The sequence below is a fragment of the Pantoea sp. CFCC18177 genome (assembly GCF_059412425.1).
The window spans coordinates 1-21,284 of record NZ_JBNBPL010000029.1 but is presented as its reverse complement, the minus strand read 5'-3'; the positions used below and the strand labels follow the sequence as shown (position 1 = coordinate 21,284).

Here is a 21,284-nt window from a genome sequence, read left to right as displayed (position 1 = left end):
CTTTTTAAAATTGGTGGGCTGTTTTACAGCAGGCTTTTACCGTAGTCCATGCTGGACAGGCCAAAATAGGTCGCAATGGTCTGACCGATATCAGCGAAAGTATCGCGGTAACCCAGCGATCCCGGCTTCACGTTCGGACCGTAAATCAGAATCGGAATGTGCTCGCGCGTGTGCTCAGTGCCTTGCCAGCTTGGGTCACAACCGTGGTCGGCAGTGAGGATCAAAATATCCCCCTCTTTCACCAGCGCCATCAGCTCAGGCAAACGACGGTCGAAGAACTCCAGCCCACCAGCATAACCCGCGATATCGCGACGATGACCCCAGGTTGAGTCAAAATCAACGAAGTTGGTGAACACAATGGAATTGTCTGGCGCTTTCTTCATCTGCTCAATGGTGGCGTTGAACAGCGCATCCAGACCGGTGGCTTTCACCTTCTGGGTGATGCCTTGCTCGGCGTAGATATCCGCAATCTTGCCAACGGAGATCACTTCGCCGCCCTTCTCGTCCACCAGCTTTTTCAGCATAGTCGGCGCAGGCGGTTCCACCGCTAAATCGTGGCGATTACCGGTACGTTCGAAGTTGCCCGCTTTGTCACCGACAAACGGACGCGCAATCACACGGCCGATGTTGTAGCCACCGTTGGTCAACTCTTCACGGGCGATTTCACACAGCTCATACAGACGATCGAGGCCAAAGGTCTCTTCGTGGCAGGCAATCTGGAATACCGAGTCAGCCGAAGTGTAGAAAATCGGCTTGCCGGATTTCATGTGCTCTTCGCCCAACTGGTCGAGGATCACTGTGCCGGATGAGTGGCAGTTACCGAGATAACCCGGCAGATCGGCGCGTTTCACCAACACATCGAGCAGTTCCTGTGGGAAGCTGTTCTCTTTGTCGCTGAAGTAGCCCCAGTCAAACAGCACCGGCACACCGGCGATTTCCCAGTGGCCTGACGGCGTGTCTTTGCCCGACGACAGCTCGCTGGCGTAGGCATAGGCACCAATGATTTCCGCATTGGCGTCCAGACCCGGCGGGAAGCGACCGGTAGAGAGTTCAGCCGCTTTCCCCAGACCGAGTGCGGTCAGGTTAGGCAGATGCAGCGGGCCTTCGCGACCAATATTGGCGCGGCCTTCGAAGCACGCTTCGGCGATATGGCCGAGCGTATCCGATCCTTCATCACCGAATTTATCGGCGTCTTTGCTGGAGCCGATCCCAAAGGAGTCGAGAACCATAATAAAAGCACGTTTCATGCAAGTCTCCTGCGCAACTGCGCGATGACAAGTCAAAAAAAAGCGATCAGATCAGTATACCCGAACGGCCGCTCCCTGGCACGAAGAAGCGTTACTCGCTGACGCGGCGATAAACTACCGGTGTTGCCGCAGGCGCAGTATCGCTTAAGGTGATAGCCGCTTTGACGGCTTCAGCAGCCTGCTGCCATTGCGCTTCCGAGGCGGCATGAATCACCGCCAGCGGGCGCTGCGCATCAATCTGCGTGCCGAGCGTGGTCATCTCACTTAAGCCCACGCTGTAATCAATACTGTCGCTGGCGCGCTGGCGACCACCACCCAGCGCCACTACCGCCATGCCCAGCGCTCGTGTATCCATCGCACTGACAATACCCGCGCGGTCGGCGTACACCGCTTTGCTGAGCGTAGGCGCAGGAAGGTAATGGTCCATGCGTTCGATAAAGTCAACCGGGCCGTTTTGTGCAGCCACCATGCGAGCGAACACGTCTGCCGCTTTGCCGTTATCCAGCACCTGCTGCAGTTTTTGCCGCGCTTCAGCGTCATTTTCCGCCAGTTTGCCGGAGATCAGCATTTCAGAGCACAGCGCCATGGTGACTTCCAGCAGACGTGGATTGCGCGCTTCGCCAGTGAGGAACTGCACCGCTTCACGCACTTCCAGCGCATTGCCTGCGGTTGAAGCCAGCACCTGATTCATGTCGGTGAGTAGCGCGGTGGTTTTGCAGCCTGCGCCGTTCGCCACGCCAACAATCGCCTGCGCCAGATTTTCAGAGGCTTCAAAGGTCGGCATAAAGGCACCGGAACCGACTTTGACATCCATCACCAGCGCATCGAGGCCTTCAGCCAGTTTTTTGGCAAGGATCGAGGCGGTGATCAGCGGGATTGAGTCAACGGTGGCGGTGATATCACGCGTGGCGTAGAAACGTTTATCGGCCGGTGCCAGTGAGTTGGTCTGGCCAATAATCGCGATGCCGACCTCTTTGATGATCTGGCGGAAACGGTCGTCGCTCGGGAAGATGTCAAAACCGGGGATCGCTTCCAGCTTATCCAGCGTGCCGCCGGTATGCCCGAGGCCACGCCCGGAGATCATCGGCACATAACCGCCGCAGGCGGCAACCATGGGGCCGAGCATCAGCGATGTCACATCACCCACGCCGCCGGTTGAGTGTTTATCGACAATCGGACCGTTGAGATTCAGCGATTGCCAGTTGAGCACGGTGCCGGAGTCACGCATTGCCATGGTCAGCGCCACACGCTCCTCCAGATTCATGTCGTGGAAATAGATGGTCATCGCCAGCGCGGCGATCTGACCTTCTGACACGCTGTTATCGCGCACGCCATTAATAAAGAAGCGGATTTCCGCCTCAGTCAGTGGCAGGCCATCGCGTTTTTTTCGAATAATTTCTTGTGGCAGGAACAAGGTTGCCTCCCCGGAGATTGCTGTGAAAATGGCAGAACATCGGCCAGGTGCGCTAAAATGCGCCAGACACCTGTAGGGTCGCCATTTATGGCGACCATTGGCGTGAAATCAATAACCCGTCTTACTGGTCGCCGTTGCGTGGCCCAGCGTGTTTAGCAGGCTTGCCAACAGGCTTGACGCGCCAAAGCGGAAATGACGCGCATCCGCCCAGCCTTCGCCGAGGATATCGTCTGCCAGTTTCAGATAGATGGCCGCATCTTCGGCGGTACGTACGCCACCCGCCGGTTTGAAACCGACCTGCTGCTTGACGCCTTTATCACGGATTACTTGCATCATGATCGCCGCCACTTCTGGTGTGGCGTTGACCGGCACTTTACCGGTGGAGGTTTTGATGAAATCAGCACCCGCATCAATGGCAATTTCAGAAGCGGCACGGATCAGCGCTTCCTCTTTTAACTCACCGGTTTCGATAATAACCTTCAGCAGCACATTAGCGGCGGCGCAGGCTTCTTTACAGGCTTTCACCAGTTCAAAGCCGATTTCGCGATTACCGGCAATCAGCGCGCGATACGGGAAAACCACATCCACTTCGTCGGCACCGTAAGCGATAGCCGCGCGGGTTTCTGCCAGCGCGATGTCAATGTCATCGTTGCCGTGCGGGAAGTTGGTTACAGTCGCAATCTGAATCTCTGGGGTGCCCTGCTCACGCAGTGCTTTACGCGCCGCCGGAATAAAGCGTGGATAGATGCAGATAGCCGCGGTGTTACCGGCTGGCGATTTCGCCTGACGACACAGTGCGATCACCTTCTCATCCGTATCGTCTTCATTCAGCGTGGTTAAGTCCATCAGTTGCAGTGCACGTTGTGCAGCAGCGTTGAGATCGGTCATGGTGCTCTCCAAAAGGTACCCGGCAGACGGTGTCACCGGGGAATGTGATAATTCTAACAATCCTCGCACGAATTAATTGCGCCATGAGTCACACGAAAAAAGAAAACTTGTCATGTAAATACAGTCATATCGTGACATTCATCACAAATAGCCGCTGGCACAACCGATTTCTGGCGAAATACTGGTTGTTAATATTATCACAATTTTTGGTGAGAAAGTGTATAGCGGCTTTAATACTGTAGCCAATTCGGACCACAAAAGTGGCATTTCCAGAATCTGTCGGGAGGGTGTCAGTCGGGGAGTGCAAACACGCGCAGGCTGTTTTGCCACAGGGCTTCAGCGATGATTTCAGGCGGCTCGCTGCGCAGCTCGCACAGCACATCAAATACGTTACGCGCCCTTTCAGGACGATTAGGCTGGCCCTGAAAACCTTGCAGCGGCATATCTGGCGCATCGGTCTCCAGTAACAGCGATGACAGCGGCAAACGGGCGATGGTATTGCGGGTTTTACTGGCCCGCTCGTAAGTTATGGTGCCGCCAACGCCAATGGCATAGCCAAGCTGAATAAAACGCTCAGCCTGCTGCTGGCTCCCGGCAAAGCCGTGCACCACACCACAGCGCGCTAAGTTGTGACGTCGCAGATGCAGCGCTAACTGATCGTGCGTGCGCCGCGAGTGCAGGATCACCGGCAAGTCGTACTGCTTCGCTAATTTTAATTGCGCATCCAGCAGATGCGTTTGTTTGCTGAACTGCGCATCATCCATATAGAGATCGAGTCCGATCTCGCCGATCGCCACCCGTTTAGGATCGGGCGTTTGTAGCCAGCGTTCCAGCTCCTCCAGATGCGCATCGGTGTGCACGGCGATATTGATCGGATGTAAGCCCAACGCGGCATACAGCGCGTCATGTTGCTGCGCCAGTTGAGTGACCAAAGCGAATCGACTGGCATCGACGCTTGGCACAATAATCCGTTCCACCGCCGACTGCGCCGCCCGATCGATGCTGCCCGCTGCGTCATCGACAAAAGGGGGAAAATCAAAATGGCAGTGGGTATCGATAAATCTCATGCCAGCGACCCTGCATCAAAGTCTGCATCGTTATCCGCCAGCAATGGCGTATGCACGGCACGATTATCGGGGGCATTCGCCACTGCGGCCGGAGGCGTCACGCGCAGGATAGGTTCGGCATCGCTCAACCACTGGCCGAGGGTAGCGAGGAAATAGCGACCACTGCGGCGGCCCAGATGGTAATCCTGATTAAGCGAGGCGAGACGGCTGCCCAGCGCCATACTGGCCAGCGGTTTAGGCGGATAGATCTCGATGATACGCAGATCGCCCGGTGGCTGATCGATGAACTGCTGAATCTCACGGTAGCTCTCTTCGTGGTGATGCAGGATGTTAATCATCGGCTGCAGCGCACTGTCACCCAGCCAGCGCTCCATGCGTTTAAACCATTTCGGCGTATAGGACATCTGTGAAGGCACCGTGCGGATCACCACAATGGTGTCAGCGCCACGCCGGGCCGCTTCGCGCACCGGGATCGCATCACTGATGCCCCCATCCAGATAACTGATGCCGTTCATCTCCACGCCGCTGCGGTAAAATCCAGGGATTGCGCTGGAGGCTTTAATAATGTCGTGCCATGTGGTGTGAGTCGGATTGAAATACTCAGCCGAGTAATCGTCGCCACGACAGGCACACATGTAAAACTCGCTGCCCTTGGCAAACAGACCTTGAGCCGTGTCCAGCGCCAGTGGAAACTCTTGTTTGGTGATGTCCACCAGCCAGTCGAGATCAATCAAATGGCCACCGCGTACAAAGCGCAGCGGATCAAAAAACAGTTTGCTGGTGGTGTAACGGGTAATCACGCGGCGAGCATAGCCAGGCTGCGCGCAGACAAACGCTGACAGGTTTTGGGCGCCTGCCGAGGTGCCTAACATCAATTGAAAGGGATTAAATCCCGCACGCTGAAACTCGTCCAGCACGCCTGCGGTAAAGATGCCGCGTTGACCGCCGCCTTCGCAGACCAGGGCGATTTTGTTGGATTTGAAAGGAGTGAGCGCCAACGGCTCAAAGGTGTCCAGTGACACCGGGATGCGTATTCCCAATGGATGTCCCTCAGTTTTCCTGCTCTGAGGGAGCCGCTTGAGGCAGCATCCCGGAGAACCAGTCATTGTCGTTCCCTGACCCATTGCATCTGCATCAGCAATCGGCGCGGCGGGTTAGTATGCCGCAAATGACGGTTCTCCGCTTTAGTGACTCGCGGGTTAGCGTTGTGTTAACGCAATCGGTCAGGGTCGTTTACGCCCGGTAAACAGGCTGATGAGGAACAGAATAATACCGACGATGAAGACAATTTTAGCTGCCCATGCTGCCGTACCCGCCAGACCGCCGAAACCTAATGCTGCAGCAATCAGAGCGATGACCAGAAAGATAATACCCCAACGAAACATAAGCCTCTCCTTTACCATAGTGAAAATCGAACTGCTTATTCATACATCACTGTTTTTATTAAAGAACGGCGTCAAACTGATGCCGTTCTGCTCGCGTTAAGATTTCACTTTCAGGTCATTCTTCACGCTTTTCACGCCTTCAATGGCTTTGGCAATTTTCTCAGCACGATCAGACTGTGCCTGGGTTGCCACATTCCCTGATAACTGCACCACGCCATCGTTAGTTTCCACTTTCACGTTGCGCGATGGCACAATGTCATCTGCTAAAAGCTTAGCTTTGATTTCGCTGGTGGTGGCGGTATCACCCGCGTAACCCTTCAGCGTGGTTTCTTTGCTGTCTTTAACGTGTAGTTTGTCACTGACGGATTTCACACCCTCAACTTTTTGCACCAGCGCCACGGCTTTTTCTGCCTGATCCTGCGAGGCGACAAAACCGCTCAGCGTGACCACGCCCTGATGCGTTTTTACTGAGATATCCGTGCTTTTAATCGCTTCATCATCCACCAGCGCCGCTTTGGCTTTGGCAGTGATGCCGCTGTCATCCATAAAACCATCGACTTTTTTCATAGAACTATCGATTTTGGAACCCGTGCTGCTGGTATCTGCAGCAAACGCAGCACCGCTCAGCAAGACAGAACTGGCCAGCGCAGCAATCAGGGTTTTAGCAATCTTAGTCTTATTCATCGATATCATCCTTCTATCAGTTAACTCACTCGCAACTGCGAATGCGCCAGCAACAAACGGCGTCGCTGCGTGAATGGACGTAATGAAACCAGAGGTCTCTTTTCTCGTCCGACAGGATAATCATAGTAGGGATTACAGGTTTTGCTGGCTTTTGTGGTTGATATCTCGCCAAAAAGCGATAAACGCAGCGTAAATAGGAACAGTCTGTAGGATAAAAACAGGGCCAGTGATAACCACTGGCCCTGAAGCAGAGATGCATCTTAATGAGTCGGCGGGCGTCAGTAAGGGCGCACCCTACAGCCCTAAGGGCCGCGCAGCATCAGTGTTCGCGCGTCTTGCGGAAGGTCACGTCAGGATAGCGTTCCTGGGTGATATTGAGGTTAACCATGGTCGGGGCGATGTAGGTGAGGTTGTCACCGCCATCCAGCGCCAGATTCACTTCATTTTTACGCTGGAAATCATCGAATTTCTTCGCGTCTTTGCACTCGACCCAACGTGCAGTCGAGACGTTGATGGCTTCATAAATCGCTTCAACGTTGTATTCGCTTTTCAGGCGCGCCACCACCACTTCAAACTGCAGCACACCTACTGCACCAACAATCAGGTCGTTGTTGTGCACTGGACGGAACACCTGCACTGCGCCCTCTTCCGACAGCTGAACCAGCCCTTTCAGCAGCTGTTTCTGCTTCAGTGGATCGCGCAAACGGATACGACGGAACAGCTCTGGGGCGAAGTTCGGAATACCGGTGAACTTCATGTTTTCACCCTGAGTAAAGGTGTCACCGATCTGGATGGTGCCATGGTTATGCAAACCGATGATGTCACCCGGATAGGCTTCTTCGACGTGCGAACGGTCACCCGCCATAAAGGTCAGCGCATCGGAAATCACCACGTCTTTGCCGGTACGCACCTGGCGCAGTTTCATGCCTTTCTCGTACTTGCCCGACACCACGCGCATGAAGGCCACGCGGTCACGGTGTTTCGGGTCCATGTTGGCCTGAATCTTAAACACGAAGCCGCTGAACTTCTCTTCTTTCGCTTCAACCAGACGCGAATCTGACTGACGCGGCATCGGCGTAGGTGCCCAGGCCACTAAGCCATCGAGCATGTGGTCAACGCCAAAGTTACCCAATGCGGTACCGAAGAACACCGGGGTAATTTCGCCGCTCAGGAACAGATCCTGATCGAATTCGTGTGAAGCGCCCTGCACCAGTTCCAGCTCATCACGCAGCTGCTGCGCCAGATCTTCACCGACTGCCGCATCCAGATCGGGGTTCGCCAGACCTTTAACAATGCGCACATCCTGAATGGTGTGGCCTTTACCGGTCTGATACAGGTAAGTTTCATCTTTGTAGAGGTGATACACCCCCTTGAACAGCTTGCCGCAACCAATTGGCCAGGTAATAGGCGCACAGGCAATTTTCAGCTCACTTTCTACCTCATCCAGCAACTCCATCGGATCGCGGATATCACGGTCAAGTTTGTTCATAAAGGTGATGATCGGCGTATCGCGCAGACGGGTCACTTCCATCAGCTTACGGGTACGATCTTCAACACCTTTTGCAGCGTCGATCACCATCAAACAGCAGTCCACCGCCGTCAGGGTGCGGTAGGTATCTTCCGAGAAGTCTTCGTGTCCTGGGGTATCCAGCAGGTTGACGAGGCTGTCGCGATACGGGAACTGCATCACTGAGGTGGTGATGGAGATACCACGTTGTTTCTCCATCTCCATCCAGTCGGATTTCGCATGTTGGCTGGAGCCGCGGCCTTTTACGGTACCGGCGGTTTGGATCGCCTGCCCGAACAGCAGCACTTTTTCGGTAATTGTGGTTTTACCAGCATCCGGGTGCGAGATGATCGCAAACGTACGACGGCGCGCCACTTCTTCTAAAAAGGGAGCAATAGACATGAGTGAATTCTTCTTCAAGGGCAACACGCGGGGGCGCGCTGCGAATAAATTGTTCCGGGCTGTCCGGAGGATAACGGACCCAATAGTGACGCAAAGGCGTCAGTTCACAGCAAGATGTGCGCGATCTACATGGGCGGCAGTCCGGTTATCCAGTCAGCATTGAGGCGGCATAGCATACAATAATTCGGCAGGCGGGGAAATCGTGGGATTCGTGCAGAAAGATTAATAAAGCGCGATGAATCGCGCCGCTACAGCATGTTGCTGATACGTAGCGGCGCAATTCATTGCGCGTAGTCAGCTTATCAGCCTAAAACACGCACCACTGCCGCCTTAAAGATCTTCACCCCGATCTCCAGCGAACTCAGCTCAAAGCGCATATCAGGATGATGCAGGCCCGGCACCAGATTGGTTCCCAGGCCCCAGAAGCCGGCTTTCACCTGCGGGCGCTTCACCGGGTAGTAGAAGAAATCTTCACTGCCTGGGGTGGTTTTGGTATCCAGCAATCCTTCCTCACCCAGCACATCGACAATCGCCGCACGAATTACCGCCGTAGCGTCTTCATGGATCTCAGCCGCTTGCATCTCTTTCAACACCACCACTTCAGCAGTGGCACCCAGCGCGGCCACGCTGTGTTGAATCGCCTTGGTGACTTTATCCTTGAGCACATCCATTGGCGCGTTCTCCTGTGAACGCAGGTCCCACACCACGCGCGCTTCATCCGGCACCGAGTTGGTGACGCCAGCATCGCACAGGAAACGCGTTGCCTTCACGCTCCAGGTCAAACCCGGTGCGAGATGAATGCTGTTGACGGCCTGCACCGCTTGTACGGCAGCGTCTAACGCATTCACCCCTAAATGGGGACGTGCCGCATGGGCGGGAACGCCTTTGATAGTAGCTTCCAGCGTGCTACAGGCTGAGTAGATCACGGCGGGTGTCGCCTGACCAACATGGCACTCTTCCAGTGGGCGGACGTGGAAGCCGAGAATCATCTCCACGTCATCCATCGCGCCGCCTTCAATCATCGCCAGCGCACCGGCACCCAACTCTTCAGCGGGCTGGAATAGCAGCTTAAGTTTGCCCTTTTTGATTGCACCCTCTTTCAGCAGTTCCTGCGCCGCGGTCAGCACCACCGAAGAGTGCCCATCATGGCCACAGGTATGACGTGCACACGCGACACCGTTAATGATATGACCCAGCGCGTCCATGTCCGCGCGCAACGCCAGCACCGGACCCGGCACGCCGCTATCAATTTCCGCCACGATGCCGGTGGTGTTGTTAATGCCGCGCCTCACCTTGATCCCAGCTTGCTCCAGCTGTTCAGCGATATAGGCGGAAGTTTTGAGTTCTTCAAATCCCAGTTCCGGAATTTCATGCAGGTAATGGTAATGATCTAATACGTTCGACACCGCTAAGCTCCTGACAAGTAAAGGCTCGCTCCAGCATCCGCCGATGCGCAGCTATAATCAATCCAGCGTGAATGAAAATGAGTCAAAACTGAGAACTCTTCGCATTCAAAAAATGGAATAATTCCATTTACAATCAATAAGATAAATTCAACTTTTTTGCGAAAAAGCCTTCACAAAAAAGTATAGATTGATGCATAATTCACCGTACTTCACCTGACAAATTAAAAAGGACTCAGCCATGTTAACTGCTGAAATGACCTCTCGCCTGAACGACCAACTGAACCTGGAATTCTTCTCAGCCAACCTGTATCTGCAGATGAGCGCATGGTGCAGCGACAAAGGCTTTGAAGGTGCTGCTTCTTTCCTGAAGATGCACTCTCGTGAAGAGATGGAACACATGCAGCGCCTGTTCGATTACGTCAGCGATGCCGGTTCACTGCCGGTGCTGGGCAGCATTGCCGCGCCTGCCGTTAGCTGGAACTCACTGAATGACGTGTTGGAAGAAGCGCTGAAGCATGAGCAGCTGATCACCCAGCGCATCAACGATCTGGTGCACACCGCGTTGATGTCTCAAGACTACTCAACCTTCAACTTCCTGCAGTGGTATGTGGCTGAGCAGCACGAAGAAGAGAAGCTGTTCAAAACCGTACTGGATAAACTGGCACTGGTCGGCAATAAAGGCGAAGGCCTGTTCCTGGTCGATAAAGACCTGGGCCGCATGAACGTGGAAGGCCACGGCCAGTCATAAGCAAAGATTACACACAGCAAACAGCACAACGCCCGGCATTGCCGGGCGTTTTTTTATGCATTAATGAATTGTTTGCGGTTATCGGCCAGGTGCGCATTAATGCGCACCCTACGATATGCCATTGTAAGGTCGCCATTAATGGCGACCTTAATTACTCCAACTCTTTCAAACGCAATTCGGACGGCTGTGGGCGACCGAAATAGTATCCCTGGAACAGGGTACAACCCTCTTCACGCAGCTTCGCGAACTGCTCGCCGCTCTCCACGCCTTCTGCTGTAATCTGAATGTCCAGACTACGACTCATGCCGGTAATGGCACGGATGATCGCCATGGCTTCACGGCTGTCACCCATATCGTTGATGAACGACTTGTCGATTTTGATCTTGTCGAACGGGAACGAACGCAGATAGCTCAGCGATGAGTAACCGGTGCCGAAGTCATCCAAGGCGATCTGCACGCCAATCGCTTTCAGGCTTTGCAAGGTGCGGATATTACCCAGCGTATCGTCGAGTAACACCGATTCGGTGATCTCAACTTCCAGACGATGCGGTGCCAGACCGGACTCTCGCAGCGCGCCTTCCACCACCGACACCAGAGAGCTGTTCTTGAACTGCAGCGGCGACAGGTTGACGGACACCGACTGGTCTGTGCCCCAACTCTGCGCCTCGCGGCAGGCTTCATACAGCGCATACGCGCCGAGCATATGAATCAGCCCGGTCTCTTCGGCAATCGGAATAAAGTCATTCGGCATGATCAATCCTTTGATCGGATGATGCCAACGCATCAGCGCTTCATAACCGATAATGCCTTCTTCATTGGTGATCGGCTGATAGTAAAGCTTGAGCTGACGACCGGTAATCGCATCACGCAGATCGTTTTCAATCACACGACGACTACGCGCCAGGTCATCCATCTCCAGCGTGAAGTGCTCAAAGCGGTTACGACCATTACGTTTGGCTTCGTACAGCGCCATATCCGCGCAGCGTAGCATGTGCTCCGGCGTGTTAGTGGTTTGCGAGGTCAGGGCAATGCCGACGCTCAAGCCAACCGACAGGTTGTGCCCTTCCACGTTGACCGGTGGACGGATCGCTTCAATCAGGCGCTGTGCCACCACCGCCGCTTCCTGGGCGTTGTTGATATTCGGCAGCACGATGGCAAACTCATCGCCGCCAATACGGGCCAGCGTGTCCTGATCGCGCAGCGCACTGCGCAGACGCTTCGCCACCACCCGCAGCAGGTCATCACCAATCTGGTGACCCAGCGCATCGTTGACGTTCTTGAAGTTATCGAGATCAAGGCACAGCGTGGCACTCAGCGAATGGTGCTGATTATCCACGCGCAACGCTTCGCTCAATTTCTGCCGGAACAGTACACGGTTTGGCAAGCTGGTAAGCGTATCGTGATGCGCCATGTGATGAATGCGCGCATCCGCTTCACGCTGATCGGTGACGTCTTCCACAATCAGCATTACGTAATTCTGTCGCATATCATTGCCGCTGATGGTGGTGGCGCGGGTATGCAGAATGCGCTCCCCGCCCGCCGTCAGCAGCAGTTGCTCACGCGAGTGGATACCTTCACTGCGCAGCGCGATATCCGCCAGACTGTTGAAGTAATCGCTCTGCTCCGCTGACATACACTCATGCGGGCGTTTGTGCATGATCAGATGTTTGCTGATGCCAAACAGCTGCTCAGCTTTGTCGTTGACCATCAGGATTTCGCGACTGATGGCATCTTCGACAATCACGCACGACGGGATATTGGCGATGACAGTGTCGAGGAAGGTAGAAAGCTCAGACATTTTGGCACTCTGCGCCTGCGCCAAATCCCGCGCCCGCAGCAGTTGCTGTTCGTTCTCACGGCGTTCTGTGACGTCTCGGGTGATTTTGGCAAAGCCAATCATCTTGCCCTCTTCGTCGTGAATCGCGTCGATCACCACATGAGCCCAAAACGCGGAGCCGTCTTTACGATAGCGCCAGCCCTCATCCTCGAAGCGACCGGTTTTCAGTGCGATACCGAGATTAGCTTCCGGCGTATTGGCCAAGCGCTCCTGCGAACCGTAGAACACGGAGAAATGCTGACCCACAATTTCATCGGAGACATAGCCTTTGGCACGCTGTGCACCGGCGTTCCAGTTCACTACGCGGCCTTGCAAATCCAGCATGTAGATGGCGTAGTCAGTGACGCCTTCCACCAGCAGACGGAAGGTTTTCTCATACTCACGCTGTTTACGCTGAAGCTCACGCTGTTCGGTGCAGTCGCGGGTGATTTTGGCATAGCCAATCAGCTTGCCTGAATCATCACGAATGGCATCAATAATGACATGCGCCCAAAACGCACTGCCATCTTTGCGATAACGCCAGCCTTCGTCTTCAAAACGTCCGGTTTTGAAAGCGGTGCTGAGGTTTTTTTCTGGGATATGATTTTTGCGGTCCTGCGCGCTGTAGAAGCGCGAGAAGTGCTGGCCGACGATCTCTTCAGCCACATAGCCTTTGGCACGCTGCGCGCCGGCATTCCAGTTTTCGACATTACCGTCGAGATCAAGCATGTAGATGGCGTAGTCCGTTACGCCTTCAACTAATAAACGGAAACGCTGCTCCTGCTCACGCTGCTTACGCTGTAGCTCCTGCTGTGCGGTACAGTCGCGAGTGATTTTGGCAAAGCCAAGCAGCTCGCCGTAGTCGTCACGAATCGCATCGATCACCACATGTGCCCAGAAAGCGCTGCCATCTTTGCGATAGCGCCAACCTTCCGTCTCGAAGCGCCCCACCGCTGTCGCGACGGAAAGCCCACGCTGCGGTGCACCGTTTTTACGATCTTCTTCGCTGTAAAACAGCGCAAAGTTTTTGCCGACGATTTCGTCCGGCGTATAGCCTTTGGCACGCTGCGCCCCAGCATTCCAGTTTGCTACGGTGCCGTCGGGTTTGAGCATATAAATGGCATAATCCACCACGCTCTGCACCAGAAGCCGGTACATGACGTCAGAGTTATTATTCATTGTTGTTCGCCTATTGCTGGCCTGGTGTACATTGCTGCTTAAGATATTTCTTAATCAATGTGCTGACTTAAACGCAAAAGCGCTTGGCTTACAAGCGCTAATCATCATCAGACAAAAGTTGGTAGTCAGGTTATCGGCAGTGGCGAAAAATTATTCAGAGGGATACTCAACTTATTATGCTGCGTTGACGGTGCTCGCGGGGAAAGCGGGGACTCTCAAGATGACATTGCAGAGGAATGTGCGCCTGCCAGCATAGCGGTGCGCTGGCGGCCAATTGTGGGCATTCCGCCGCCGCGACAAACGCCGGGACCACCCGCTGAGCGCCGGTTTTGCCGATCAGCCACTGTTGGTCATCCAGCGGGGGATGCACGTTCCACGGCAGCCAGCGCGCCTGCTGGGTAGCCAGTAGTTCCGCTGCGCGCGTGCCCGCTGCTACGTGGCTACTGAAGATCAGACGGAAATCATCCCACTGGCTGAGCTGGGCCGCTAAGCCGTGATCGGCCACCGCATCCGCCGCAACGATCACGCTGGTGGGCAACCACTGCTCCGGCTGTGGCTGTTGCAACAGACGCACCAAACCTAACACCGTCGCAGCCGGTAACTTATCTATCGCCAGCAATTGGGTAACTTCGCTGCGGATTTGCGGACAGAGTTGCACAGCCAGACCGCGCGCCACCAGCTGTAATGCCACCTCCGGCCCGCGTCCGTGTTCGGGCACCGCCACCACCGCACCGTTGCAGGCGGCTATCGCCAGCGCGTCCATCTGCTCACTGAGGCGCTGATTACGGTCACCGTAGGACGCATCGGTGATCAGTAATTTTGCCTGGGGCGGGCAGTCAAAAGGCAGCAGCAACGCTTCACGGCTCCAGTCCCCCATGTAGGTGATACCGCCCGCAACCGGTAGATGAAACCACACCGAACCGGGTGAATGGCCACTGCGGCCAGTAAACAGGTTAAGCGGGCCAATCGCGCTCTGACCGCGTAACGGCAGCAGACGGCGCGCATACATCGGCACCGCGACGTCGCCTAACTGCAGCCAAGTCTGTTCGGTGGCATAGACGGGCGGGGAACCAATTTGCCCCCAGCAATCGAGCGAAGCAGCATGATCAATGTGTGAATGCGTCAGGCACAGTGCATCTACACGACCAATGGCTGGAATATCCGGGCGCACGCCGGGCTGTGGCCCGGCGCCAAGATCCATGAGTAATCGATAGCCATCAATCTCCAGCAAAAATGCCGCAGGCAGCTTGCCACCCACACCGCTGATCACCGTTACGCTTGCCATGGTAATACCCCTTGCGGCAATCGCCGCGCCAGCCGCGTTGCCAGTCCCATCAGCAAACAGACGACCAGAATCATCAGGCAGCCTACCGCGGCCGCCAGCGAGGCGGAGCCCCCTTCGTCCAGAAACACGATGGTGGGTCCGATGGTCTGGGTTTGCGAAGTGACCAGCAATACCGAGACCTGAATTTCATTGAGTGCGGTGAGGAACACCAGCACCGTGCCCGCCAGCGCAGAAGGCGCCGCTAACGGCAGCAAAATATCGCGCATACGACGCATAAATCCGGCACCGCACAGCCGTGCCGCTTCATCTAATGCCGGTTCGAGCTGGGCGAATCCTGCCAGCGTTGGGCGCAGCACCAGCGCGAGGAAGTTGGCGAGATAGGCCGCGAGGATGATCCACACCGTGCCATACAGCGACACATTGATAATCGGCAGCGGACGCAGAAAGAACAGCATTGCGGCGACGCCGGTAACAATGCCCGGCAATGCGTAGGTCAGTTCACTGGCCAGCCACAGGCCACGTACCAGTTTGGTCCGCCGCCAGCTAAGGAAATAGGCAAGGAAGAGCGCAGTGGCGGTCAAAATGATCGCGGCCAGCGAGGTTAATCCCAGACTGGTGATAAACGCGTGTCGCACCGCGGGATAGCCCCACAGCGCGCTACGGAAGTTCTCCAGCGTCAGGGTTTGCCATGTCAGCGCCTGACCAAATCCGCTGGTCAGCGCGGTAATCAACAGCGCACTGATGGGCAGCAGCAGCGTCAGCGCCATCCACAACCAGGCAGCCCCTTCAATCGCCATGCGTCCACGCCCCAATGACTGCTGCCACAGGCGCGGTGCGCCGTTGACGCGCACATCGTGGCGTCCGCCCAGCCAGGCGCTGGCCGCCATGCCCGCCAGCGTAATCACCGCGATCAGCAGCGCATAAACGGCTGTGTTCGGAAGAGCGCTGGGGCCGATACCGTTGAGCTGCTGATACACCAGCGTGATGAGTGTCGGCACCCGCGCAGGGATACCGAGCATCGCCTGAATACCAAAGTTACCGGCGGCGGCAACAAAGGTCAGTGCCGCCCCGGCAAAGATCGCCGGTCGTGCCAGCGGCAGAATAATAGTGAACAGCACACGTGCTTGAGATGCCCCGCTGACCTGCGCCGCTTCCACCAAATCCGCGGGCAGGCGGCGTAAACCCGCGCGTACCGTAAGAAACACCAGTGGCGCATTGTGGGTGCCCAGCAGCAGGACAATGCCACTCAGCGAATAGAGCGGCTGCTCGCCCGGCGCAAACCACGGCAAACCCAGCGAGCCAAACAGCAGCGCTAACGGGCTCGACGGGGCCAACGCCTGGAGCCAGGCGAGTGCCGTGACCTGCGGTGGAATCATCAGCGGCAGGATAAAGGCGAAGACCCAGGCCGTTTTCGCGCGTAAATCGCTGAGCGCCACCAGCCAGGCGGCGGCAGTACCCAGCAGCACGGAAATCAGGGTCGAGCTCAGCGCGATGAGCAAAGTATTGCCGCTGGCGATCAATACGCGGTCGCTGGCAATCAGGCGCATCAGACGTGCCATATCCGGCACGCCCTGCGGCGCAATCGCCGTCCATACCAGTCGCACTAAGGGCGCAACCGACAGCAGGCCAATCAGCAGCACCATCAGCGCCAAGACCAGCTTTTCACTGTTGAAACGGAGGCGTTGAACGCCTCGCGTCGCGTTACGCCATTCGTTGCTCACCACGCTCATGCTTAGCCGCCAAACAGCGCGGTGAACTGATCGCGCACCGTGGCATCTTCCTTGATGGCTTTCGCCACATCAGGCGTCAGCAGCTTGATTTTGTTGATCGGCGTGAAGCCTGCTGGCGCAGAAACGCGATCGTCAACCGGACGGTTACCCTGCTCGACCACCAGCTTCTGGCCTTGCTCGGACAGCATAAAATTAACAAAGGCTTTGGCGGCTGGCAGGTTATGTACCGATTTCATGATGGCAACCGGCTCAGTGACGTAGGAAACGCCCTCTTTCGGATACACCAGATCCACCGGCGAACCTTTTTTCTTCGCCAGAATCACGTCGGCATCGGTGATGATGCCGTATTTATCCAGCCCGCTGGCCACCGCCTTCAGCGCCGGGCCGTTACCGCCCTGCGGTGCCACGCCGATTGCTGCAAGCTTCTTATAGAAGTTCCAGCCAATGGTTGGCGTATTGATGTCGGTGTGCAGTTTGTAGAGCGCCGCGCCAGAGTAAAGTGGGCTTGGCACGGCGATCTGGCCTTTGTTGGCTTCCACCGCCAGCGCGTTCCAGCTGTCGATCGGCTGTGCGTGTTGGGTGTTATACGCGATCACCGTGGCGATGATTTTGGTGCCGAAGAAGGTTTTATCTTTATCGTAAAACGAAGGGTTGATGTGGCTCAGCGGGGCATCCGTGTATCTGTAAAGCTGATTCTGGTTTTTCAGCGCGCCAAGGTTGATGGCATCGGCAATCAGCAACACATCGGGCTTGGCCCCGCCGCTCATCATCTCGGTCTGCAACACGTTCATCAGCTGTGTAGTGCCGTTGCGCGTCCACTCCACTTGCACGTTCGGATAGGCGGCTTTAAACGCATCCACGGTTTGCTGCGCGATTTCTGGCGCCTGCGAGGTGTAAAGCACCAGCTTCCCGGAGGGTGCATCTTCCGCCTGGCTGGCGGCGGCAAGCAGTAATCCACTGGCTAACATCAAAGCGTTAAACGACGTGCGCATAGCAATTTCCCTAAGTATCTGAACGTTATGAAGGAAGAATCCAACCGTCACGCAGCGCGACACCCAGCGTCGCGTCGATAACGGGTAAAGGGGTATCGGACAGTAGCGTGATGCTGGTGTCGGGTGCCGCCACAGGGGCGACATCGATCTGATAGTGCCCGCCGCGATAGATAACCCGCTGAACATGCACCGCGAATTGTGGCTCGTCCGGCTGTGCCAGGCGGAAATCCACCGCGTGAAAACTGGCGTGGCCGTGGGGCATCGGACGCTGATCGGGTGCGCAGCGCAACGTCACGCGCAGGCCGCACAGCGTGGCAAAGGCGTGGCCGTCAGCGCAGGGTTCAATGTCACTGACCGGCAGCACTTTGCCGTCATCGATAAATCCCGCGACCATGGCGTTCGCCGGTTCGCGCCACAGGGTTTGGGGTGTGGCGAATTGCATGACGCGGCCGCCATCCATCACCACAATGCGATCGGCCAGCGCCATCGCTTCGTGCTGATCGTGGGTGATGTAAATCAAGGTAGCGTGGCTGTGACGATGGAAGCGGCGGAACTCCTCTTCCATGGTGGCACGCAGATGCACATCGAGGTTGGCAAGCGGTTCGTCGAGCAGCACCAGCGTGGGCTGGGCCACCAGGCAGCGGGCGAGTGCCACACGCTGACGCTGACCGCCAGAGAGATCCGCCGGACGCCGGGCGGCAAATTTCTCCAAGCCCACCAGTTCCAGCGCTTGCTGGGTGCGGCTGTCGCGTTCTTGACGCGCCACACCGTTGACTTTGAGGCTGTAGCAGACGTTTTCTGCCACCGTCATATGAGGCCACAGCGCATAACTCTGGAATACCACGCCGAGTTGACGATCTTCCGGCGGCAGATGCACACCCGGTGCCGCAAAGCAGCGTTCGCCAACGTGGATTTCACCGGCATCGGCGGTTTCAAACCCGGCGAGTAAGCGTAATAAGGTGGTTTTGCCGCAGCCGGACGGGCCGAGCACGGCGATAAACTCGCCCTGCGCAATCTGCAGAGAGATATCTTGCAGTACCGGTTGGGCGGCGAAAGATTTGCACAACCCGCGAAGTGTGATCGTTGCCATGTTTCTGGCCTTTATCTGACAGTCCGGCTAAGACCCTACGACACGACGATGACGATTACATGACATGGCTGTACTTACACCAGTGGCCTTTCTTTTCTGTGCGGGCTCTGCCGCCAATGTGCCCTTTTTGACAACCCGCACTGAAGCTAATGAGCTGGCTGGGGCCGCACCGGGGCTGGCATCCGCAGCGCTGAGCTGAGTGAGTATGCCAGGAGAGCCCGCAGGACGCGGGCGAAAGGTGGCGCTGGAACATGGATGTTCCATCGGCACCGGTCCGTAAGGCAGGCGAGTGAAGTGAAGGCACCGCGACAGCGGCGCGAGGACCGCCAGCCCCGGTGCGGCCCCAGACGGCGTTATCGTCAGTCGCTTAACTGACGAGCATTACGCAATTCATTGCGCATCTTTCAGCGTTAAAAAGCCTAAAATACGCGCGATAAATCGCGCCGCTACAATTTTATGCCATATCCTGCGGTTGCAAATGCATGCCGATATAACGCTCATAACGGGATGGCTTAACGCGTGTCAGATCCACCAACACCAACCCGTCAATACAGTTGTTGAAATCGGGATCGCTACCGAAATCAATAAACTGCACTCCTCCCGGTTCGCACACCTCTGAGTACTGCTTATAGAGCGTTGGAATCGCGGTGCCCAGGTTTGCCAGCAGATGCTTGAGGCGACGTAAATCTTCCGTGTAATTATCCCCGGTGAACTGCGCCAGCACCTCTGGCAACGAAGCCGGATACGGTCGGCGTGACTTCGCCAGCGGCAACTCGGTCGGGAAGTACATGCGGTAGAACGCCACTAACAGATCGCGCGCGGCCAGTGGCATGCCACCGGAAATCGATACCGGGCCGAACAGGTAGCGGGTTTCCGGGTATTTAGCGATGTAGGCACCAATCCCCATCCACAGATAATCCAGACCGCGTTTACCCCAGTAGGCGGGCTGAATAAAGCTGCGCCCGAGTTCCAGCCCTTGATTGATGATCGGCAGCATGCGCTCGTCGTAGTGGAACAGGCTGTCGCTGTAAATGCCTTCCAGGCCACGACGATTTAACTGCTCGGCCCCCGGAATGAAGCGGTACGCCCCGACGATCTCCAGCGCATCGTCATCCCATAAAATCAGGTGATAGTAATCATCATCGTATTTATCGAGGTCACGGCGGCGGCCGCTGCCCTCGCCTACCGCGCGAAAAGCAATCTCGCGCAGGCGTCCCAGTTCGCGTAACAGCGGCACCCAGGTGGCCCCGTTACGTCGCCACAGATAGATCTGCTTGCCATCCGGCAGCGAGCCAAGTCGCTCACTCTCCATTAGCGCTTTTTTCAGTTCGGCACGATCTTCCGGACGCGCGATCGCCGCTTCTGTCAGGAACAAACCGCGCCGCCCCTGACCAATGCGATAGAGATGTTTGCGCAGCCGTTTTGCCAGCTCTTTACCCGGCGTGTGGCCGTCGTGCCAGTTGGCGAAGGGAATTTGCTCACCGATGTGCAGTTTGATGCGGGAACCGCGCTGACGAAACATCTCGCGCACCAGCATCAGCAGCGCCAGCGGCGAGGCAATTTTTGCCGCCGCGTAAAATGCGAGGCTGTTACGACCCACCACGTGCACCGGCACAATCGGGGCGCGAGCACGCGCCGCCAGACGTAGGAAGCTGTGGTGCCATTTGCTGTCGCGTACGCCCTGAGTGCCAAGGCGTGAGACTTCACCCGCTGGGAAGATAATCAGCGCACCTTGATTGTCGAGATGCTGCTGCATGCGTGACAGCTGTTCACGGCTGGTGCGGTTACCCATGTTATCCACGGGTAACATCAGGTTGTTGATCGGTTCCAGCATCATCAACATGCGGTTCGCAACAATTTTCACGTCGCGACGCACCTGAGAGACCGCCGCCAGCAGCGCCAGACCGTCCAACGCACCCAGCGGATGGTTAGCTACAATCACCACCGGGCCTTGAGTCGGGATCTGCTCCAGATCGCGTTCACTTAATTCACAGCGCACATCCAGGTGCTCCAGCACTTGCTCAACCATATCCACCCCTTTCAGGTGGCGATAACGGTCAGCAAAGGATTGGAATTCATGTTCGCGAACCGCCCATTTCAGCAGGCGTTTTTGCCAGTTCGCGGGGTGATGGCCTGGCCAGTAAGTATCGAGAAGTTGATCAACAGAGAACATCATTCACCTTTTGTGCGCAGAGGTTATCGCACCGAAGGTAAACAGGCTTGTTTTCAGATTTATGACTGGTGACGGGGTGGACCGGAAAAAGCGTAGAACGGAAAAGCAGCGTCATTCATGGCAGATTGCAGGTGCGCATCAATGCGCACCTTACGAAAATCGTGCCTTGCCGTTGTAGATACCGTCTTGCCAGTTACCTGGCAAGACATATTTCTGCATCGAACGGGCGGCCTGATTTCAGCACTCCATAAGCCAGCTGCAGCAGCTTTTT

Annotated in this window: 16 protein-coding genes; 1 reads left to right on the top strand and 15 read right to left on the bottom strand. The window is 56.1% G+C overall.

Going from position 1 to position 21,284, the window contains the following annotated elements; all coding sequences use genetic code 11:
* Positions 1–23 precede the first annotated feature (23 nt).
* The 9 genes from deoB to ACPUC8_RS22290 form a co-directional block, all read right to left on the bottom strand.
* Positions 24–1,247 carry a phosphopentomutase gene (gene deoB / locus ACPUC8_RS22330; protein WP_494927373.1) on the bottom strand — a complete coding sequence of 408 codons (1,224 nt, stop codon included), beginning with the start codon at positions 1,245–1,247 and terminating at the stop codon, positions 24–26.
* Between the two features lie 91 nt (positions 1,248–1,338).
* The gene (gene deoA, locus ACPUC8_RS22325; protein WP_058968697.1) at positions 1,339–2,661 is read right to left on the bottom strand and encodes a thymidine phosphorylase; all 1,323 of its coding nucleotides are present in this window, start codon (positions 2,659–2,661) and stop codon (positions 1,339–1,341) included.
* Between the two features lie 108 nt (positions 2,662–2,769).
* Positions 2,770–3,549 (bottom strand): deoxyribose-phosphate aldolase, encoded by a 780-nt coding sequence (gene deoC, locus ACPUC8_RS22320; RefSeq protein ID WP_494927372.1) that lies wholly within the window; start codon positions 3,547–3,549, stop codon positions 2,770–2,772.
* Positions 3,550–3,839: 290 nt separating this feature from the next.
* On the bottom strand, positions 3,840–4,616 hold the full coding sequence (locus tag ACPUC8_RS22315; protein ID WP_494927371.1) for a TatD family hydrolase: 777 nt from the start codon (positions 4,614–4,616) through the stop codon (positions 3,840–3,842).
* Positions 4,613–5,656 (bottom strand): patatin-like phospholipase family protein, encoded by a 1,044-nt coding sequence (locus tag ACPUC8_RS22310; protein ID WP_039327032.1) that lies wholly within the window; start codon positions 5,654–5,656, stop codon positions 4,613–4,615. The genes ACPUC8_RS22315 and ACPUC8_RS22310 overlap by 4 nt, the downstream gene beginning before the upstream one ends.
* 183 nt (positions 5,657–5,839) lie before the next feature.
* Complete coding sequence (locus tag ACPUC8_RS22305; protein ID WP_013510475.1) at positions 5,840–6,001, bottom strand: DUF1328 domain-containing protein; 162 nt, start codon at positions 5,999–6,001, stop codon at positions 5,840–5,842.
* A gap of 96 nt (positions 6,002–6,097) precedes the next feature.
* A complete protein-coding gene (gene osmY / locus ACPUC8_RS22300) occupies positions 6,098–6,685 on the bottom strand; it encodes a molecular chaperone OsmY (RefSeq protein WP_039327031.1) in 588 nt (195 codons plus the stop codon).
* A 319-nt stretch (positions 6,686–7,004) separates the two neighbouring features.
* Positions 7,005–8,594, bottom strand: a complete 1,590-nt coding sequence (gene prfC, locus ACPUC8_RS22295) for a peptide chain release factor 3 (RefSeq protein WP_039327028.1) — start codon at positions 8,592–8,594, stop codon at positions 7,005–7,007.
* Positions 8,595–8,896: 302 nt separating this feature from the next.
* A complete protein-coding gene (locus ACPUC8_RS22290) occupies positions 8,897–10,000 on the bottom strand; it encodes a M20 peptidase aminoacylase family protein (RefSeq protein WP_494927370.1) in 1,104 nt (367 codons plus the stop codon).
* A 238-nt stretch (positions 10,001–10,238) separates the two neighbouring features.
* On the opposite strand from ACPUC8_RS22290, the gene ftnA reads away from it, so the two are divergent.
* Entirely contained in the window at positions 10,239–10,748 is a 510-nt protein-coding gene (gene ftnA / locus ACPUC8_RS22285) for a non-heme ferritin (RefSeq protein ID WP_038644750.1), read from the top strand.
* 151 nt (positions 10,749–10,899) lie between these two features.
* Here ftnA and ACPUC8_RS22280 read toward each other — a convergent pair whose 3' ends face one another.
* The 6 genes from ACPUC8_RS22280 to olsF all read right to left on the bottom strand — a co-directional run bounded on the left by ACPUC8_RS22280 (position 10,900) and on the right by olsF (position 21,013).
* Entirely contained in the window at positions 10,900–13,743 is a 2,844-nt protein-coding gene (locus tag ACPUC8_RS22280) for an EAL domain-containing protein (protein ID WP_494927369.1), read from the bottom strand.
* Positions 13,744–13,909: 166 nt separating this feature from the next.
* On the bottom strand, positions 13,910–15,028 hold the full coding sequence (locus tag ACPUC8_RS22275; RefSeq protein ID WP_494927368.1) for an MBL fold metallo-hydrolase: 1,119 nt from the start codon (positions 15,026–15,028) through the stop codon (positions 13,910–13,912).
* Positions 15,016–16,758 carry an ABC transporter permease gene (locus ACPUC8_RS22270; RefSeq protein WP_494927367.1) on the bottom strand — a complete coding sequence of 581 codons (1,743 nt, stop codon included), beginning with the start codon at positions 16,756–16,758 and terminating at the stop codon, positions 15,016–15,018. The genes ACPUC8_RS22275 and ACPUC8_RS22270 overlap by 13 nt, the downstream gene beginning before the upstream one ends.
* A 2-nt stretch (positions 16,759–16,760) precedes the next feature.
* On the bottom strand, positions 16,761–17,750 hold the full coding sequence (locus ACPUC8_RS22265; RefSeq protein ID WP_494927366.1) for an ABC transporter substrate-binding protein: 990 nt from the start codon (positions 17,748–17,750) through the stop codon (positions 16,761–16,763).
* A 25-nt stretch (positions 17,751–17,775) separates the two neighbouring features.
* Positions 17,776–18,840, bottom strand: a complete 1,065-nt coding sequence (locus ACPUC8_RS22260; RefSeq protein WP_059109764.1) for an ABC transporter ATP-binding protein — start codon at positions 18,838–18,840, stop codon at positions 17,776–17,778.
* A 454-nt stretch (positions 18,841–19,294) separates the two neighbouring features.
* A complete protein-coding gene (olsF, locus tag ACPUC8_RS22255; RefSeq protein ID WP_039328865.1) occupies positions 19,295–21,013 on the bottom strand; it encodes a bifunctional ornithine lipid synthase OlsF in 1,719 nt (572 codons plus the stop codon).
* Positions 21,014–21,284: the final 271 nt, after the last annotated feature.

Bases quoted from the DNA above. Each gene is read 5' to 3' on its own strand.
- ACPUC8_RS22280 (WP_494927369.1), bottom strand. From the start codon at position 13,743: ATGAATAATAACTCTGACGTCATGTACCGGCTTCTGGTGCAGAGCGTG.
- ACPUC8_RS22305 (WP_013510475.1), bottom strand. From the start codon at position 6,001: ATGTTTCGTTGGGGTATTATCTTTCTGGTCATCGCTCTGATTGCTGCA.
- ACPUC8_RS22260 (WP_059109764.1), bottom strand. From the start codon at position 18,840: ATGGCAACGATCACACTTCGCGGGTTGTGCAAATCTTTCGCCGCCCAA.
- ACPUC8_RS22270 (WP_494927367.1), bottom strand. From the start codon at position 16,758: ATGAGCGTGGTGAGCAACGAATGGCGTAACGCGACGCGAGGCGTTCAA.
- ACPUC8_RS22265 (WP_494927366.1), bottom strand. From the start codon at position 17,750: ATGCGCACGTCGTTTAACGCTTTGATGTTAGCCAGTGGATTACTGCTT.
- olsF (WP_039328865.1), bottom strand. From the start codon at position 21,013: ATGTTCTCTGTTGATCAACTTCTCGATACTTACTGGCCAGGCCATCAC.
- prfC (WP_039327028.1), bottom strand. From the start codon at position 8,594: ATGTCTATTGCTCCCTTTTTAGAAGAAGTGGCGCGCCGTCGTACGTTT.
- ftnA (WP_038644750.1), top strand. From the start codon at position 10,239: ATGTTAACTGCTGAAATGACCTCTCGCCTGAACGACCAACTGAACCTG.
- ACPUC8_RS22275 (WP_494927368.1), bottom strand. From the start codon at position 15,028: ATGGCAAGCGTAACGGTGATCAGCGGTGTGGGTGGCAAGCTGCCTGCG.
- deoB (WP_494927373.1), bottom strand. From the start codon at position 1,247: ATGAAACGTGCTTTTATTATGGTTCTCGACTCCTTTGGGATCGGCTCC.
- osmY (WP_039327031.1), bottom strand. From the start codon at position 6,685: ATGAATAAGACTAAGATTGCTAAAACCCTGATTGCTGCGCTGGCCAGT.
- ACPUC8_RS22315 (WP_494927371.1), bottom strand. From the start codon at position 4,616: ATGAGATTTATCGATACCCACTGCCATTTTGATTTTCCCCCTTTTGTC.
- deoC (WP_494927372.1), bottom strand. From the start codon at position 3,549: ATGACCGATCTCAACGCTGCTGCACAACGTGCACTGCAACTGATGGAC.